The following is a 16481-nucleotide window of genomic DNA, read 5'->3' on the forward strand; positions in this document are numbered from 1 at the left end:
GGACACCCAAACCGTCAACCGGCACTGTCTATGACCAGTGGGAGAGTCACGGTGTACTTCGCCGCACTGCTCGCGCGCACCGAAGACGGGTGGGAAGCGAGCGACACGGAGCTCGACGATGTGGAGACCCTGTCGGATCTGACCGACCTGGCCCGCGAGGCCACGGCCGACAGCACTGAGGACGACACCGTCCTCGTCTTCATCGAACAGGAGGGCGCCTGGTTCGGCGTCGTCCGTGTCGACGGTGAGGAGGACCCTCGTATCTACGTCTCGGACGCGGCCGCGGCCGCCCGGAGTTCGTACGGCGAGATCCTGCTCACCGACGAGATGCTCGGCCGTGAGCCGGGCAACGACGATCCGGGCGTCGATCTGGACGCCCTCGACCTGGACGGCACGGAGGACGGCGAACCCGCCGGCTCCGACGCCGCCCCCGATCCCGCCGATGACGACGGCACGGGGGACGCCTCGGGCGACGCGGTGCCCGCGGGACCCCTCGGTGACTCCGAGCTCATGACCGATCTCGGCGTGCCCGAGAAGGATCTGCTCGGTCTGGAGCCCGGTGACGCGCTCAGCGACATCGCCGAGATCCTCGGTGCGGCGGAGGTGCTCGAGGCCGTCCGTTAGGTTCAGGTGTGACCGAAACCGGGCGAGCAGCCGATCCCGTGCGCGACCGCTGGCGGGCCGCCATGCGGCTCGCCCTGGCCGAGGCCGAACTGGCCGCGCGGGGCGGCGACGTGCCCGTCGGCGCCGTCGTGCTGTCCCCGGACGGCACGACGGTGCTCGCGTCGGGTCACAACGAACGCGAGGCGACCGGCGACCCGACGGCGCACGCGGAGGTGCTCGCCGTCCGCAGGGCCGCGGCCGCGCTCGGGGAGTGGCGGCTCACCGGTTGCACGCTGGTGGTGACCCTGGAGCCGTGCACGATGTGCGCGGGCGCGCTCGTGCAGTCCCGGGTCGACCGGGTCGTCTACGGAGCGCGGGACGAGAAGGCGGGCGCCGCGGGCTCCGTGTGGGACGTCGTACGCGACAGAAGGCTCAACCACCGTCCCGAGGTGATCGAGGGCGTGCTCGCGGAGGAGACCGCGGGGGTGCTCACCCGCTTCTTCCGGGGGCGCTGAGAGGCCTCCGAAGAACGGATTTCTGACCACGGCCCACTTTGGGCTAGAGTTCCTCTCGGTAGCGTGTCCGAGCGGCCGAAGGAGCTCGCCTCGAAAGCGAGTGTGGGGAAACTCACCGTGGGTTCAAATCCCACCGCTACCGCTCTTGAAACGAAGGCCCCGTCCGCGAGGACGGGGCCTTCGTCGTTCCGGCGTCGTTCCGGCGTCGTTCCGGCAGGGGCCGAAAGGGCCGGTCGCGCGCAAGAGCCCCGGCGCCACGAAGGCGCCGGGGCTCTTGCTCCCGTCAGGACGGGGGGAACGGCATCGGGGGGACAAGCCGCTCCCCCCGATGAGGACTGGAACCCCTCAGCCGGCGCCGTCTTTCGGGGGGAAGCCGACGGCGCGCGGCCCCGCAGTGGGGCCAGTCCCTTTGCCCGCGGATTCCTGCCAGATCCGCTGGGGCACATCAGCAATCCTGCGCCAGGCGCCGGTGGGAACGGCGCGGCAAAGGGCCTCTGCCAGCAGGCCGTTGGTCCTTAAAGACCTTGTGAGCACTGGCCGGGTTAGACTCACCGCCGTCACAGGGGCCACAGAGCGCAGCGGGTAAGGGGAGGCCGAGAGCATGGCGGTGCAGTGGAAAAAGATCGGGCTCTTCGCGCTCGTCGTCTTCATGCTCTACGTGATCATCACTGATCCCGCCAAGGCCGCGGACTATGTCCAGATAGGCTTCGAGGCGGTCTCGGACGCCGCTCAGAGCATCGGTGACTTCATGACGTGGGTCGCCAACGGAGGCAAGGACTGAGCGGCTCGGCCCGCCGTCCTCACCCTCCTCTCCCCGCTTCCCAGGAGTGCGCATGATCCGCCATCTGGTCCTCTTCAAGCTCAACGACGGTGTGGAGCGCGACGAGCCGCGCGTCGTCGAGGGCGTCAAGGCCTTCCGCGCGCTCGGCGAGCAGATCCCGGAGCTGGCGTTCTGGGAGTGCGCGTGGAACATCACCGACCGGCCCATCGCGTACGACTTCGCCATCAACTCGGCGGTCGAGGACACCGATGCGCTGAAGCGGTACATCGAGCACCCGGCCCATCAGGCGGGCGTAGCACTGTGGCGGGAGTTCGCCACGTGGGTGATCGCCGACTACGAGTACTGAGCCACCCGGCTCAGCGACCCCGCCCGAAGCGGCCCCTCACCGGAACGGTGAGGGGCTTTTCTGCGTCCTATGGCCCAACTTGGCCCACAACACGTAGTTATCGGGTGCTTGCACACAGTGCACATGTCTTGTGATGCTATGACCGCTTTTGACGGATGAGTTGACGAAGGTCGACTGATCTTGACTGAGCTCGACAGGACTTGACTTGGCTTGACCGAGAAGGGGTGGCGTTGACCGTGCCGGCCAGTACTGCGCCCGAAGCACCACCCGTGACCCCGCAGGCGAGCAGCCCCGGCCCACCGACCGCGCAGAGCACGCAGAGCGCGCAAAACACACAGAGCACACAGGACCCGCAGAGCGCGCCGTCCCTCCAGGACACCCAGCCGGCCCCCAGCACCCCCAGCAGCAGGGGCGCCGACACCCGGGCCCTGACACAGGTGCTCTTCGGCCAGCTCAAGGGCCTGGAGCCGGGCAGCCCCGAGCACGGCCGCGTCCGCGGTGCGCTCATCGAGGCCAACCTGCCGCTCGTGCGGTACGCCGCCGCCCGCTTCCGCAGCCGCAACGAGCCGATGGAGGACGTCGTCCAGGTCGGCACGATCGGTCTGATCAACGCCATCGACCGCTTCGACCCCGAGCGCGGCGTGCAGTTCCCGACCTTCGCGATGCCCACCGTGGTCGGCGAGATCAAGCGGTACTTCCGCGACAACGTACGAACGGTCCATGTGCCGCGCCGTCTTCACGAGCTGTGGGTGCAGGTGACCGGTGCGACCGAGGACCTCACCACGGCCCACGGACGCTCGCCCACGACCGCGGAGATCGCCGAGCGGCTGCGGATCACCGAGGAGGAGGTCCTGGCCTGTATCGAGGCCGGACGTTCGTACCACGCGACCTCGCTGGAGGCGGCCCAGGAGGGCGACGGCCTGCCCGGTCTGCTCGACCGGCTCGGCTATGAGGACCCGGCACTCGACGGCGTCGAGCACCGCGATCTCGTCCGCCATCTTCTCGTCCAACTGCCCGAGCGCGAACAGCGCATCCTGCTGCTTCGCTACTACAGCAATCTGACGCAATCACAGATCAGCGCCGAATTGGGCGTTTCTCAGATGCATGTGTCAAGACTGCTGGCCAGAAGCTTCGCGCGACTTCGATCCGCAAACCGTATCGAGGCGTAACCGTAACGAGTGGACTGCTCTCTTGGCGGTTCCCGACGGTCTCGCGCGCAGAAATGCCCCAGACCCCCTCTTTCCTGCATCGATGTCACCCTTCTTTGTCGACATGTAACTACAGCGTGTTGCCGACATGTGACATTCTGCTGGAACCGCGTTTGCCGGAGCCCCACGTCCGGTATTCAGGTGGAGGCTGCGTTCCTCCGACGGGAACGCCCGCCGCGACCGTCCGCGACCTCAAGGGGGTGGCATGTCCGCAGACCAGGGCAGCTCGAAGGTGCTCACGCTCACGAAGAGCGAATCAGCGCCCGACGCGCAGTTGAGTTCAGTAGTTTCCGGGAATCCCGGAGCCATCGACACCCGCACCCTGTCCCGCTCCCTGTTCCTGCGGCTCGCCGCGCTCGACCAGGACAGCCCGGAGCGTGTCTATGTGAGAGACACGCTGATCGAGCTCAACCTCCCCCTCGTCCGGTACGCGGCCGCGCGCTTCCGCAGCCGGAACGAACCGATGGAGGACATCGTCCAGGTCGGCACCATCGGCCTGATCAAGGCGATCGACCGCTTCGACTGCGAACGGGGCGTGGAATTCCCGACGTTCGCGATGCCGACGGTCGTCGGTGAGATCAAGCGCTTCTTCCGCGACACCAGTTGGTCGGTGCGTGTCCCGCGCCGCCTCCAGGAGTTGCGGCTCGCGCTGACGAAGACGAGCGACGAGCTCGCGCAGAAGCTGGACCGCTCGCCGACCGTGCCCGAACTCGCCAAGGCGCTCGGGGTGTCCGAGGAGGACGTGGTCGACGGCCTGGCCGTCGGGAACGCGTACACCGCGTCCTCGCTCGACTCCCCGGCCCCCGAGGACGACGGCGGCGAGGGCTCCCTCGCGGACCGTCTGGGGTACGAGGACAGCGCGCTCGAAGGCGTCGAGTACCGCGAGTCGCTCAAGCCGCTGCTCGCCAAACTCCCGCCGCGCGAGCGCCGCATCATCATGCTGCGCTTCTTCGCGAACATGACGCAGTCGCAGATCGGCGAGGAGGTCGGCATCTCGCAGATGCACGTCTCGCGCCTGCTCACGCGGACGCTCTCGCAGCTTCGTGAAGGCCTCATCGCGGACTGACGGCGCGCCCCCTGTGGCTCAAGGCGCCTCAGGGGGACCGGAGTTCCTTACGGGGTTCCTAATTGACGACCCGTCAGCCACACTGTCGCGATGCGACGTGGCATGCGGAACGTACTGAGTGCGTCTACGGCTGCCCTGTGCCTGGGCGGGCTGCTTGCGGCTTGCGGGGGCGGGGACGGCGACGGCTATGTGGCCACGGGGCCGGCTGCGGCGGGTCCTGAGCGGGCTCCCGGCAAGGGGGTTTCCCCTACTGGGGCCGTGGAGTTGGTACCGCTGGTGCCTCCCGGCGAGGGTGGCGGCGGCGGCAAGCGTGACGGCTCCGGGTCGCCGGAGCCCGGCACGGGAGACCGCACCGGCACGTCGCCCGGTGACAGCGGCAGTTCCGACACCCCGTCCAGTCCGGACAACAGCAAGTCCGCTACCGATGGTGCCGCACCCGGTCGTACGGAGAGCGGTTCGGGAAGTGGCTCAGCGGGGCCCCCCGAGGGTTCTGAGGCTTCTGAGAGCGCGAGCGGCTCTCCCTCCACGCCCGGCGGCAGCGGCGCCGGCACGAAGCCCAGCGGGCCCGCGAAGCTCAGCGTCGGTGAACCGCAGCGGAAGCCCGCGGACGACCGCTGGTGCGAGAAAGTGACCGTGTCCTTCAGCAACACCGGTGGATCGCCGGTGCGTTCGGGAACGGTCACCTTCGAGACGCACGTTATCGGTGCACTTGGCGTGGACTGGGCGACGCTGGAATCCACGGAGAAGCTCCCTGCCCCCATCGAGGCGGGGAAGACCGTGAAGAAGACCTGGCCCGTGTGTGTGGACGCGTGGCGGGTGCCCATGGGGATGCATGTGGAGACGCAGGACGTCTCCGTCAAGTGGGAGTAGCGCGTCTTTTGTCTGCGAGTCCGCCGTGGCTGGTCGCGCAGTTCCTCGCGCCCCTAAAGCGCCTCTGCGGGGCGCTCCGGGGCGCCCGCCCCGGCCGGGAGGCTACTTAAGCGCCAGCCACGCCACTCCCGCGATCACCACGATCGCGAGTACGACGCCGATGATCAGGCCGACGCGCGGGCCGGCGGACGCTGCCGCCGGCTGCTGGGCGCGGCCCTGCGGGGACTCGTCGACGAAGGCGCGGAACATCTGCGTGCTGCCGGCGGGGTCGGGGGTGTTCTGGGGGCCCTGGGGGTTGTGTGCCATAGCGCAGGACCCTAGCGAATCAGCGGGGGTCCGCCCAACCCCCGCTGACCACGGACTTTACTGGCGCGGTCCCAGAGCTTTGCCGACTCTTTAGCCGGTTGGTCCAGTTTTAGTTTGCCTGCGGCAACCAACTGTCTCTATCGTTGCCCTAAGCAACAACATAGGAGGTGCCGTGGCCGCGCAGCGTCATTACGAGGAGCTGGCCCGACAGCTCAGCGCCATCGGCGCCGTGAAGCGTGGTCTCGGAAGAGGACTGCCGCACGACTGCCCGGCAGGGTCCGCCGCCGTACTCATCCTGCTCGACCGGCACGGAGAGATGCGGATGAGCAGGCTCGCCGAGCTGCTCGCCGTCGACATGTCGGTGACCAGTCGGCACGTGGCCCATGTCGCCGAGAAGGAGTGGATCCTGCGGGATCCCGACCCCGCCGACAAGCGCTCCCGGATCCTGCGCCTGACCCCCGAGGGCAAGGCAAAGGTCAACGAGCTGTCCGACCTGTCCATCAGGACACTCACCCACTACTTGCATGACTGGTCAGACGACGAGGTCGTCCAGCTCAGCACGCTGCTCGCGCGACTGCGCGACAGCTTCGGGGACTGCCGTGCGGCTTCGGCCCGGTTCCCCTTCGAAGAGACCACCCGTACACCCGCGTAACGAAGAGGAAGCCCATGGCAACAACCACACCATCCGGTGTGCGGGGCAGCCACGCCAAGCACGGAGCGTCGCACGGAGCGGCGCATGACTCCGGTGCTCCGATGACGCACCGGCAGATCATGGAGGCCCTTTCCGGCCTGCTGCTCGGCATGTTCGTCGCGATCCTGTCGTCGACGATCGTCTCCAACGCCCTGCCCGAAATCATCGGCGACCTGGGCGGCGGCCAGTCCGCCTACACCTGGGTCGTCACCGCCTCGCTCCTGGCGATGACGGCGACCACGCCCCTGTGGGGCAAGCTGTCGGACCTCTTCAGCAAGAAGGCCCTGGTCCAGATAGCCCTGATCATCTACGTCGGCGGCTCGGTCGTCGCGGGTCTCTCGCAGAGCGCCGAGATGCTGATCGCCTGCCGTGTCGTGCAGGGCATCGGCGTGGGCGGTCTCTCCGCCCTCGCGCAGATCGTGATGGCCGCGATGATCTCCCCGCGCGAGCGGGGCCGCTACTCCGGCTACCTCGGCGCGACCTTCGCCGTCGCCACCGTCGGCGGCCCGCTGCTCGGCGGTGTCATCACCGACACCTCGTGGCTCGGCTGGCGCTGGTGCTTCTACGTCGGCGTGCCCTTCGCGATCATCGCCCTGATCGTCCTGCAGAAGACCCTGAAGCTCCCCGTCGTGAAGCGGGACGTCAAGGTCGACTGGGGCGGCGCCTTCTTCATCACGGCGGCCGTCTGCCTGCTCCTGGTCTGGGTGACCTTCGCGGGCGACAAGTACGACTGGATGTCCTGGCAGACCGGCGCCATGGTCGGCGGTTCGATCGTCCTCGGCCTGCTCTTCCTGCTCGTCGAGTCCAAGGCGAGCGAGCCGATCATCCCGCTGCGCCTCTTCCGCAACCGCACCATCACCCTCGCCTCGCTCGCCTCGCTCTTCGTGGGTGTCGGCATGTTCGCGGGCACGGTGTTCTTCAGCCAGTACTTCCAGCTGGCGCGCGACAAGTCGCCGACGATGTCCGGTGTCATGACGATCCCGATGATCGGTGGCCTGTTCATCTCCTCGACGGTCTCCGGCCAGGTCATCACCAAGACCGGCAAGTGGAAGGCATGGCTGGTCTCCGGCGGCGCCCTCCTGACCGCGGGCCTCGGCCTGCTCGGCACCATGCGGTACGACACCGAGTACTGGCACATCGCGATCTTCATGGCCCTGATGGGTCTCGGCATCGGCATGATGATGCAGAACCTGGTGCTCGCCACGCAGAACCAGGTCGCCCCCGAGGACCTCGGCTCCGCGAGCTCGGTCGTCACGTTCTTCCGTTCCCTCGGTGGCGCCATCGGCGTCTCGGCGCTCGGCGCCGTGATGTCGACGCGCATCACCCACTACGTGAAGGACGGCCTGGCCGACCTCGGCCCGAAGGCCCAGCAGATGGGCCACGGCGGCACCGGCGGCGGCGCCATCCCGGACCTGGACAAGCTCCCGGCCCCGTTCCGCACGGTCATGGAGAGCGCCTACGGGCACGGCATCGCCGACGTCTTCCTGATCGCCGCCCCGCTTGCCTTCCTGGCCTTCCTGATCACGATCTTCATCAAGGAGGTTCCGTTGCGTACGTCGGGTGCGCTGGCCCAGGCGGCCGGCGAGACCTCGGACGCCGCGGCCCCGGCCGCGACGACCGCTCAGGCCGCCGATGAGCAGCCCGTCCTCGCCTCCGTCGGCGCGCACACCGAGACGGGCCCCGACGGCACGCAGAAGCTCGCCGCCCTGGCCTCCTCGGCCACCGGTGACGCCCCTGTGCAGACCTTCGGCGGCACCCCGGTCCGCGGCTTCGTCCGCGGCGCGGAGAGCGTCCCGGTCCCGCGGGCCGCGGTCACGCTGATCTCCCTCGGGGGACGCCAGCTCGGCCGTGCGGTGGCGCAGGGCGACGGGTCCTACGCGGTCGACGCCCCCGGCGCCGGCTCGTACGTCCTGATCGCTTCGGCCGACGGTTTCCAGCCGCAGGCCTCCACGATCGTCGTCTCCGACGAGGCGCTGACGTACGACATCCTGCTGAGCGGCACGAGCGGCCTCAGCGGTGTGGTGCGGGCCTCCGACGGCAAGCTGCCGGTCTCCGGCGCGATGGTCATCGTGACCGACGTGCGCGGCGACGTCCTGGCGACCGGGCTCACCGGTGAGCAGGGCGAGTTCACCTTCGCCGAGCTGGTGCCCGGACAGGTCACCATCGCGGTGAACGCCGCGGGGCACCGTCCGATGGCGCTGCCCGTCGAGGTCGGCGCGGTCGGCGTCACCCGGGTCGAGGTCGAGCTCAACGCCGGTTCGCAGGTGCTCGGCACCGTGCGCGCCAAGGGCGGTCCGCTGAACGACGCCCGGGTCACCTTGGTGGACGCGGCGGGCAACGTCGTCGCCACCGCGACCACCGGGTCGGACGGCGCGTACGCCTTCACCGACCTGGACAGCGGCGAGTACACGGTCATCGCGACCGGTTACCCGCCGGTGGCGACGGGCCTGACCGTCTCCGGTGAAGGTGTCGGCGACCACGACATCGAACTCACCCACCCGGGCGAGTAGTTGACCCCGGTCCGGGCGCGCGCTTTCGAGCGGATGGGCGCGCCCGGGCCGGTTGGGGAAAGGGCCCCCGGGTCGGTGGTGACGTACACGGCAGGGGACGGCCGTGTCACCGCCGCCGGGGGCCGCACTCTTTTTGAGCTTTTGGGCTTTCGGCTTTGGCAAGGAGAAAACGGGATGGGACTCAGCGCTCGGATCCGGACGCGTGACGGGTGGGCGGTGTCGCACGCCGTCGTCACCCTGACGGACATGACCGGCACACAGGTGCTGCGCGCCGCCGCGGACCAGGAAGGTGCCGTGCGCGACGCGACGGACCTGCCGCCCGGCCCGTACACCGTCATCGTCACCGCGGTCGGCTACGCACCCGTGGCCTCGACCGCGCTCGTCACGGCGAGCGGCCGTGCCGAGGTCGGCAACATCGTCCTGGCCCGGCAGGGTGGCACGGAGCTGCCGCCGCCCGGCCCCTGGACCATCGACCCGGCGCACTCGACGGTGGGCGCGGTCGCGCAGCACCTGGGGATCACCAGCGTGCACGGGCGGTTCACCGAGTTCGGCGGCCTGGTGGAGATCGCCGAGGACGTGGAGAAGTCGCGCGTCGAGGCGGTCATCAGGTCGGCGTCCATCGACACCGGCAACGGCATGCGGGACGGCCACCTGAAGTCGCCGGACTTCCTGGACGTCGAGCAGTACCCGGAGCTCGTCTACCGGTCGACGGGCCTCACGCCCGCCGGTCAGGACCGCTGGACGGTGCACGGCGAGCTGCAGATGCACGGCGTCGTACGCCCGGTCGACCTGGACCTCAGCTACCTCGGTACCGGGGCGGACCCCTGGGGCGGGACCCGCGCGGCCTTCCGGGCCACGGCCGAGCTGCGCCGCGAGGACTTCGCCATGAACTACAACCAGGTGGTGCAGGCGGGCATCTCGGCGATCGGCACCACCTTGCGGGTGGAGCTGGACATCCAGGCCGTGCAGGGGGATTCGCTTCCCCAGGTCTAGCGGCCCGCGGCCACTAGGGTGCGGTCATGGCACCGAACATCGCGACGAACACCACGGTCTCCATCGACGAGTTGCTGGACTTCGTCCGGCCCCGGCACCGGGCGGTCCTGCTCACCGCCCGCGCCGACGGCACCCCGCAGGGCTCTCCCCTGACCTGCGGGGTCGACGACTCCGGCAGGATCGTGGTGTCGACTTATCCGGAGCGGGCCAAGACCCGCAACGCCAAGCGCAATCCGCGGGTCAGCATCATCGTGCTGAGCGACGAGTGGAACGGGCCGTGGGTCCAGATCGACGGCCCGGCCGAGGTCATCGACTCCCCGGAGTCGGTGGAGCCCCTCGTCGAGTACTTCCGGAACATCTCCGGCGAGCACCCGGACTGGGACGAGTACCGCGAGGCCATGGTCAAGCAGGGCAAGTCCATCATCCGGATCACCCCGGAGCGGTGGGGACCGGTGGCCACCGGGGGCTTCCCGCCGGCCAAGGCCTAGCGGTACCGGCCGGGGTGCCCGCTACAGGGTCGCCTCGATGCCCGCGACAAGCAGGTCGAGCGCGACCCTGAAGTCCAGCTCCCACATCTCCTCGACCGTGGACCCGCCCCGCGCCTTCATCATGTCGGCGGAGCTGTGCAGGGTCTCCTCCAGGGCCGGCTGGTCGCTCACCGCGCCCATGGCCTCCTTGAAGTACTCCCCCGGCGTGAGCCCCGCGGCCGCGCACCGCGCGATGTAGTGGCCCTGCACGGTTCCGAATCCGTACACGAACTGGAAGACCGCGGCGATCGCGCCGGCCTGCTTCTCCACCGGCAGGCCGGTCTTGCGGACCACTTCCTGCACGGTCAGGGCGAACTTGAGCCAGTTCGGGCCGATGTTCAGGAAGTTGCCGACCAGCGGCGACACCCAGGCGTGCCGGACCAGCAACCCCCGGTACTCCTCGGCCAGTTCCCGCAGCACCTCGCGCCACCGCTCGGGCGTGACCGCTTCCCTGTCCGGCAGGGCCATCTCCCCGGCGGCCGCGTCCAGGGCCAGTTCGAGGAGGTCGTCCTTGGTGTCGACGTACCAGTACACGGACATCGCCGTGACGTTCAGGTCCGCAGCCAGGCGGCGCATGGAGAACTTGGCGAGGCCCTCCTCGTCCAGGAGGCGGACCGTGGCCTCGGTGATGCGCTCCCGGTCCAGGCCCGACGGCTGATCACTCCTGCGGCCCGCGCCGTTCCGGGGGGCCTTGCCCTCCAGCCAGACGCTGGTCCGCGCGGGGCGCTTCGCGCGGTCGGCTGCCTTCGCCATGGCGCACCTTCCTGGTCCTGAGCTCTTGTACTGGTACCGGTGGTCCGAAGCGGGCGACAGACCGGAATCAGCCAGTCCGTCGCCCGTCCGTCGATGCTATGCGGACGCCGCGGCCGGGTCCGTCTTCGCAGAGTCTGCCCTCTCCGCACGCTTCAGCAACGCCGCTGCCAGCATGCCTCCGAGGAACACGGCCACCGCGCCCACCAGCTGACTGGTCTCCAGACCCGAGGAGAACGCGTCGGCGATCCTGGTGCGTTCGGCGTCCGACCCCGCTGCGGCAAGCGCGGCGGGCAGCGAGACGGCGGAGACGGTGACGAGTGAGGCGAACCGAGAGTTCAGGACAGCGCCGAGCACGGCCACGCCGAGACCGTTGCCGAACTCCGCGAGCGTGCCGTTGACGCCGGCCCCCACGCCCGCCTTCTCCGGCGGGATGGCGCTCATGATCGCGTTGGCCATGGCGGGCATGGCGAGCGCGATGCCCGCGCCCATCACGATGAGACCGGCCAGCATTCCGGTGTAGTTGTCGCCGCCGAGCACGGCGATCGCCGCGAGGCCCGCGGCGAGCAGGCTCATGCCGATGGCGATCGTCGCGGGGGTGCTCGTCCTCTTCAGGAGGCGCGCGCCGAGGCCGGTGAGGTTCAGCGCCACGACGGTCACCGCGAGCGGCGCCGTGCGCAGGCCCGCCTCCAACGGCTCGTAGCCGAGCACGAACTGGAGGTGCTGGGTGAGCAGGAACAGCGAGCCGCCCATGCCGAAGGCGACCAGGATGGCGCCCGCGACGGCCCCGATGAAGCGCTGGTTGCGGAAGAAGTGCATGTCCAGCATCGGATGCGGGATGCGCAGCTCCCAGACGACGAAGACGCCGAGGACCACGACGCCCGTCGCGGCCGCCACCAGGACCTGCGTCGATGTCCAGCCGTGCTCGGGGCCGGAGATGATCGCGTACACGACCGAGGCCATGCCGATGGTGGAGAGCAGCGCGCCGAGCAGGTCGGGGCGGTCGCCCAGGGGGTTCTTGGACTCGGGGACCAGCTTGACCGTGGCGACGAGGCCGATGAGCGCGACCGGGATGTTGATCAGGAAGATCGCGCCCCACCAGAAGTGGTTGAGCATGACCCCGCCCATCAGCGGACCGAGCGCGAAGCCGAGGGAGTTGACGGTCGACCAGAGGCCGATCGCCTTCATCCGCTCGGTGTCGTCGAAGATCTGGACGACCACGGCGAGGGTGGTGGTCATCAGGAGCGCACCGCCGACGCCCATCCCGGCCCGCGCGGCGATGAGCTGCGACGAGGACTGGGCGAGGCCCGCGACCAGCGATCCGATCCCGAAGAGGGCCAGGCCCGCGATGAGCATCTTCTTGCGGCCGTAGCGGTCGGCCGCGCTGCCCGCGGTGAGCAGCAGGCCGGACTGGACGAGCGAGTAGGCGTTGATCATCCACTGGATGTCGGCCGTGGACGCGTCCAGCTCCTCGGTGAGGGAGGGGATGGCGACGTTCAGGACGGTGTTGTCCAGGAGGACGGTGAGCTGTGCGAGGCAGATGACGCCGAGGATCAGCCAGCGCTGCGGGTGCCCTTGAGAGGCGGTGGGGGTCTCGGCGGTCGTCGTTGCCGTCATGCCCTCTCCTTCTGCTTATACGGTGTACGTGGGGTAGTGACGTACACCGTAGAGCATCTCCCGTACGGCGTACAAGACGGTTTCCGGCAGGCATGCCGAAGGGGCCGGCCGCTGACGGCGGCCGGCCCCTGCTCGCGCGAAGCGTCAGCTCTTGGGCTGGGTCAGGTCGTAGAACGTCGCGCTGCCGACCGTGACCTTCTTGAAGGTGTCCTCCACCCAGGAGGTGATCTTGGAGGAGGTGCCGCTGTCGCCGCCCATGCCGCCGCCTCCCATGCCGCCGGAGATGAAGTAGTGGATCTTCCCGTCCTCGACGTACTGCTTGAACTGGGCGAGGGTCGGTGACGGGTCGCTGCCGTTGAAGCCGCCGATGGCCATCACCGGGTCGCCGGTGGCGAGTTGGTAGCTCGCGGCGTTCTGCGACCCGATGGCCGCCGCCGCCCAGGTGTAGTCCTCGGCGTCCGCCTCCAGGAGCTTCTTCGCCTTGGCGCTGACCTGGGCGCCGTCGAGGAGGCCGCCCATGCCGCCGCCTCCGCCCATGCCGCCGCGCTCGGCGGTGCCGCCGCCCTGCTGCCGGCCCTTCTGACCCTGGGCACCCTGCTTGCCGTTCTGGCTGTTCTGGCTGTTCTGGCTGTTCTGGCCGGGGGGCGTGCCCATGCCGCCGCCGTTCTGGCCGCCGGTCGGGGGCTGCATGGCGTTGCCGTTCTGACCGCCCGGAGCCTGGCCGTTCTGACCCTGGCCCGGCGGCCGCATCCCACCGCCACCGCCGCCACCCGGACCGCCACCGCCGGGGCCGCCGCCCCTCCCGCCCGCCGAAGCCGGGCCCGCGGTCACGATCGACCCGGTGTGCGCGCTGTTCACGGTGGAGAGGGTGTACGCGACCGGTCCCGCCACCGAAGCGGCGAAGCTCAACCCCACGGCCAGCACCGCGAACCGGCGCCCGAGCCGGGCCGCGAGCAGCAGGCCGAGCGCGCCCACGAGGCCGCCGATCAGCACCGCCCAGCGCAGCCACGGAAGGTAGTCCGGGGTACGGCCGAGCAGGACGTACCCCCACCACGCCGTGCCCGCGACGCTCACGCCGAGCAGTGCGCCCGCCCACCACTTGGCCCGCTCCTCCCACAGGACCGTGGCGCCCATGCCGATCAGCGCCGCGATGTAGGGGGCGAGGGCGACCGTGTAGTACTGGTGGAAGATCCCCGCCATGAAGCTGAAGACGGCCGCCGTCATCAGCAGGGCGCTGCCCCACGCCACGAACGCCGAGCGCGTGGTGTCGGTCCTGCGGGCCTTCCAGGTGAGGACGATGCCGCCGACGAGGAGGATCAGCGCGGCCGGGAGCAGCCAGGAGATCTGGCTGCCGACCTCGGAGTTGAACATCCGCCCGAGCCCGGTCTCGCCCCACTGGCCGCCGCCTCCGCCGCCGCCCGGTCCGCCGCCCCCTCCGACGCTGCCGGTCTCCTCGCCGTTGATGCGGCCGAGGCCGTTGTAGCCGAAGGTCAGCTCGAGGAAGGAGTTGTTCTGCGAGCCGCCGATGTACGGGCGCGACGACGCGGGCCACAGCTCCACGATCGCGACCCACCAGCCGCCCGCGACGATCATCGCGAGCCCGGAGAGGGCCAGCTGACCGAAGCGCTTGCGCAGCCGCACGGGTGCGCACACCGCGTACAGGACGGCCAGCGGCGGCAGGATGAGGAACGCCTGCAGCGTCTTGGCCAGGAAGGCGAGACCGACCGCGACACCCGCCCACACCAGCCACTTGGTGCGGCCCTGCTCCAGGGCACGCAGCACGCAGTACACCGTGACGGTCATCAGGAGCGCGAGCAGCGCGTCCGGGTTGTTGAACCGGAACATCAGCGCGGCGACGGGCGTCAGCGCGAGCACCGCGCCCGCGATGAGCCCGGCCGCAGGACTGAAGCGGCGGCGTACGGCGGCGTACAGGACGCCGACCGTCGCGACGCCCATCAGCACCTGCGGGGCGAGCACCGCCCAGGAGTTGAGGCCGAAGAGGCGTACGGAGAGGGCCATCGGCCAGAGCGCGGCCGGGGGCTTGTCGACGGTGATCGCGTTGCCCGCGTCGAGCGAGCCGAAGAACATCGCCTTCCAGCTCTGGCTGCCCGCCTGGACGGCCGCGGAGTAGAAGGAGTTGGCGTAGCCGGAGGCGCTGAGGTTCCAGAGGTAGAGGGCCGCGGTCGCGAGCAGCAGGCCCAGGAAGGCGGGGCGGGCCCAGCGCGGGTCGTCGGCGCGGCCGCGCCAGAGCCGCGTGGGCAGGGTGCGCGGGGCGCGGTGGGCTCGCTCACCCTGCGCCGCGTGCGCGGGCGCGGGCGGTGGTGCGGTCGCGTGGGAAGTCGTCGTCATCGTGCGTTCCTCGGGTCGTGTGCGGGGGTGAGCTCGTACGAGGACGAGGCGTCGGGCGGCGCCATCGCGTCGGAGCGCCGCTCCGGGAAGACCCAGGCCCGAAGGAGCAGGAAGCGCAGCACGGTCGCCGCGAGGTTGGCGGCTATCAGCACGGCGAGTTCCGTGGAGTGGGACGGGTCGCCCGACGCCGCGCCGAGCGCGGCCAGCGAGCCGCTGGTCAGGGCGAGGCCGATCGCGAACACCACAAGTCCCTGTGCCTGATGGCGCATCGCCCGGTCACGGCCGCGCACCCCGAAGGTCAGCCGCCGGTTGGCGGCGGTGTTGGCGACCGCCGAGACGAGCAGGGCGAGCGCGTTGGCCACCTGCGAGCCCGAGAACGTACGGAAGCCGGAGTACAGAAGCAGGTAGAAGAGCGTGGAGAGCGCGCCGACCACACAGAAGCCGACCAGCTGGCGGGCGAGGCCGCCCGGCACACCGGCCAGTTGGCGGTCGCGCGGGTCGTCCCCGAAGGGGCGCGCGAGGCGGTCGAGCGGGAGCGCGCCGACCGCGAGGGCGCGCCCGACCCGCCACACTCCCTTGAGGTCGTCCGTGGCCGTCCTGACCAGGTGGACCGTGGAGTTCGGGTCGTCGACCCAGTCGACCGGCACCTCGTGGATGCGCAGGCCCGCGCGCTCGGCGAGGACCAGCATCTCCGTGTCGAAGAACCACCCGGTGTCCTCGACCAGCGGAAGCAGCACCGCGGCCACGTCACCCCTGATCGCCTTGAACCCGCACTGGGCGTCGGAGAAGCGGGCCTGGAGCGAGCCGCGCAGGATGAGGTTGTAGCTGCGCGAGATGAACTCCCGCTTCGGGCCGCGCACCACCCGCGAGCTGCGTGTGAGCCGCGAGCCGATCGCCAGGTCGGAGTGCCCGGAGATCAGCGGCGCCACCAGCGGGAGCAGCGCGTTCAGGTCGGTGGACAGGTCTACGTCCATGTAGGCGAGGACGGGTGCGTCCGAGGCGGACCACACGGCGCGCAGGGCCCGCCCGCGCCCCTTCTGCTCAAGTCGCGTGTAGCGGACCTCCTCGCTCGACGCGGCGAGCCGCGCCGCCACCTCGGGGGTGCGGTCCGTGGACGCGTTGTCCGCGACGGTGATGCGGAAGGGGTAGGGGAAGGTGCGGACGAGGTGGTCGTGCAGGCGCAGCACGCACGGCCCCAGATCCTTCTCCTCGTTGTAGACGGGAATCACGATGTCCAGGACGGGCACATCGCGCCGTCCGGCGGGGAGGTGGGCCCGTGCCGGCAGAGGGACCGAGCAAGCGCCGCCCTGGGAAGAGTCCGGGGAAGAGTCGGTTTGCATGACACCGAC

16 protein-coding genes and 1 tRNA gene are annotated in these 16481 nt (G+C 70.0%); 12 read left to right on the forward strand and 5 right to left on the reverse strand.

Annotated features, from left to right (window positions below; all coding sequences use genetic code 11):
* The first annotated feature begins 51 nt into the window (after positions 1–51).
* The 8 genes from ACWGIH_RS14505 (at position 52) to ACWGIH_RS14540 (ending at position 5389) form a co-directional block, all read left to right on the forward strand.
* Positions 52–624, forward strand: coding sequence for a tRNA adenosine deaminase-associated protein (locus ACWGIH_RS14505; RefSeq protein WP_453448453.1), 573 nt, complete (start codon positions 52–54; stop codon positions 622–624).
* A 62-nt stretch (positions 625–686) separates the two neighbouring features.
* Positions 687–1118: a tRNA adenosine(34) deaminase TadA gene (gene tadA, locus ACWGIH_RS14510; protein WP_451219648.1), complete on the forward strand. Its 432-nt coding sequence runs from the start codon at positions 687–689 to the stop codon at positions 1116–1118.
* Positions 1119–1175: 57 nt separating this feature from the next.
* Positions 1176–1260, forward strand: a tRNA-Ser gene (locus ACWGIH_RS14515).
* 459 nt (positions 1261–1719) lie between these two features.
* Entirely contained in the window at positions 1720–1899 is a 180-nt protein-coding gene (locus ACWGIH_RS14520) for a hypothetical protein (protein ID WP_160505981.1), read from the forward strand.
* Positions 1900–1951: 52 nt separating this feature from the next.
* Positions 1952–2245: a Dabb family protein gene (locus tag ACWGIH_RS14525; protein ID WP_453448454.1), complete on the forward strand. Its 294-nt coding sequence runs from the start codon at positions 1952–1954 to the stop codon at positions 2243–2245.
* A 236-nt stretch (positions 2246–2481) separates the two neighbouring features.
* Positions 2482–3414: a SigB/SigF/SigG family RNA polymerase sigma factor gene (locus ACWGIH_RS14530; RefSeq protein ID WP_453448455.1), complete on the forward strand. Its 933-nt coding sequence runs from the start codon at positions 2482–2484 to the stop codon at positions 3412–3414.
* A gap of 244 nt (positions 3415–3658) precedes the next feature.
* A complete protein-coding gene (locus ACWGIH_RS14535; protein ID WP_453448456.1) occupies positions 3659–4519 on the forward strand; it encodes an RNA polymerase sigma factor SigF in 861 nt (286 codons plus the stop codon).
* Between the two features lie 258 nt (positions 4520–4777).
* Complete coding sequence (locus ACWGIH_RS14540; protein WP_453448457.1) at positions 4778–5389, forward strand: hypothetical protein; 612 nt, start codon at positions 4778–4780, stop codon at positions 5387–5389.
* 102 nt (positions 5390–5491) lie between these two features.
* On the opposite strand, the gene ACWGIH_RS14545 is transcribed toward ACWGIH_RS14540, so the two are convergent.
* Positions 5492–5695 (reverse strand): hypothetical protein, encoded by a 204-nt coding sequence (locus ACWGIH_RS14545; protein ID WP_451219389.1) that lies wholly within the window; start codon positions 5693–5695, stop codon positions 5492–5494.
* Positions 5696–5867: 172 nt separating this feature from the next.
* Here ACWGIH_RS14545 and ACWGIH_RS14550 point away from each other — a divergent pair, with 172 nt between their 5' ends.
* From ACWGIH_RS14550 to ACWGIH_RS14565, 4 genes are all read left to right on the forward strand, one after another.
* Complete coding sequence (locus ACWGIH_RS14550) at positions 5868–6347, forward strand: MarR family winged helix-turn-helix transcriptional regulator (protein ID WP_453448458.1); 480 nt, start codon at positions 5868–5870, stop codon at positions 6345–6347.
* Between the two features lie 14 nt (positions 6348–6361).
* The gene (locus tag ACWGIH_RS14555; RefSeq protein WP_453448459.1) at positions 6362–8896 is read left to right on the forward strand and encodes an MFS transporter; all 2535 of its coding nucleotides are present in this window, start codon (positions 6362–6364) and stop codon (positions 8894–8896) included.
* A gap of 174 nt (positions 8897–9070) precedes the next feature.
* Entirely contained in the window at positions 9071–9889 is an 819-nt protein-coding gene (locus tag ACWGIH_RS14560; protein WP_453448460.1) for a YceI family protein, read from the forward strand.
* A 26-nt stretch (positions 9890–9915) separates the two neighbouring features.
* Entirely contained in the window at positions 9916–10377 is a 462-nt protein-coding gene (locus tag ACWGIH_RS14565; protein WP_453448461.1) for a PPOX class F420-dependent oxidoreductase, read from the forward strand.
* A 21-nt stretch (positions 10378–10398) separates the two neighbouring features.
* On the opposite strand, the gene ACWGIH_RS14570 is transcribed toward ACWGIH_RS14565, so the two are convergent.
* The 4 genes from ACWGIH_RS14570 to ACWGIH_RS14585 all read right to left on the reverse strand — a co-directional run bounded on the left by ACWGIH_RS14570 (position 10399) and on the right by ACWGIH_RS14585 (position 16472).
* Positions 10399–11169 (reverse strand): TetR/AcrR family transcriptional regulator, encoded by a 771-nt coding sequence (locus ACWGIH_RS14570; protein ID WP_453448462.1) that lies wholly within the window; start codon positions 11167–11169, stop codon positions 10399–10401.
* Between the two features lie 96 nt (positions 11170–11265).
* On the reverse strand, positions 11266–12783 hold the full coding sequence (locus ACWGIH_RS14575; RefSeq protein WP_453448463.1) for an MFS transporter: 1518 nt from the start codon (positions 12781–12783) through the stop codon (positions 11266–11268).
* 144 nt (positions 12784–12927) lie between these two features.
* Positions 12928–15132, reverse strand: a complete 2205-nt coding sequence (locus ACWGIH_RS14580) for an ArnT family glycosyltransferase (protein ID WP_453448464.1) — start codon at positions 15130–15132, stop codon at positions 12928–12930.
* Positions 15129–16472 (reverse strand): glycosyltransferase, encoded by a 1344-nt coding sequence (locus tag ACWGIH_RS14585; RefSeq protein ID WP_453448465.1) that lies wholly within the window; start codon positions 16470–16472, stop codon positions 15129–15131. Before ACWGIH_RS14585 ends, ACWGIH_RS14580 begins: the two co-directional genes overlap by 4 nt.
* Positions 16473–16481: the final 9 nt, after the last annotated feature.

It is taken from the genome of Streptomyces sp. NPDC054872, from assembly GCF_053610705.1.

Excerpts from the sequence above, each read along its gene's own strand:
- ACWGIH_RS14525 (WP_453448454.1), top strand. The coding sequence starts at position 1,952 with ATGATCCGCCATCTGGTCCTCTTCAAGCTCAACGACGGTGTGGAGCGC.
- ACWGIH_RS14555 (WP_453448459.1), top strand. The coding sequence starts at position 6,362 with ATGGCAACAACCACACCATCCGGTGTGCGGGGCAGCCACGCCAAGCAC.
- ACWGIH_RS14565 (WP_453448461.1), top strand. The coding sequence starts at position 9,916 with ATGGCACCGAACATCGCGACGAACACCACGGTCTCCATCGACGAGTTG.
- ACWGIH_RS14570 (WP_453448462.1), bottom strand. The coding sequence starts at position 11,169 with ATGGCGAAGGCAGCCGACCGCGCGAAGCGCCCCGCGCGGACCAGCGTC.
- ACWGIH_RS14520 (WP_160505981.1), top strand. The coding sequence starts at position 1,720 with ATGGCGGTGCAGTGGAAAAAGATCGGGCTCTTCGCGCTCGTCGTCTTC.
- tadA (WP_451219648.1), top strand. The coding sequence starts at position 687 with ATGCGGCTCGCCCTGGCCGAGGCCGAACTGGCCGCGCGGGGCGGCGAC.
- ACWGIH_RS14560 (WP_453448460.1), top strand. The coding sequence starts at position 9,071 with ATGGGACTCAGCGCTCGGATCCGGACGCGTGACGGGTGGGCGGTGTCG.
- ACWGIH_RS14580 (WP_453448464.1), bottom strand. The coding sequence starts at position 15,132 with ATGACGACGACTTCCCACGCGACCGCACCACCGCCCGCGCCCGCGCAC.
- ACWGIH_RS14535 (WP_453448456.1), top strand. The coding sequence starts at position 3,659 with ATGTCCGCAGACCAGGGCAGCTCGAAGGTGCTCACGCTCACGAAGAGC.
- ACWGIH_RS14585 (WP_453448465.1), bottom strand. The coding sequence starts at position 16,472 with ATGCAAACCGACTCTTCCCCGGACTCTTCCCAGGGCGGCGCTTGCTCG.
- ACWGIH_RS14545 (WP_451219389.1), bottom strand. The coding sequence starts at position 5,695 with ATGGCACACAACCCCCAGGGCCCCCAGAACACCCCCGACCCCGCCGGC.
- ACWGIH_RS14575 (WP_453448463.1), bottom strand. The coding sequence starts at position 12,783 with ATGACGGCAACGACGACCGCCGAGACCCCCACCGCCTCTCAAGGGCAC.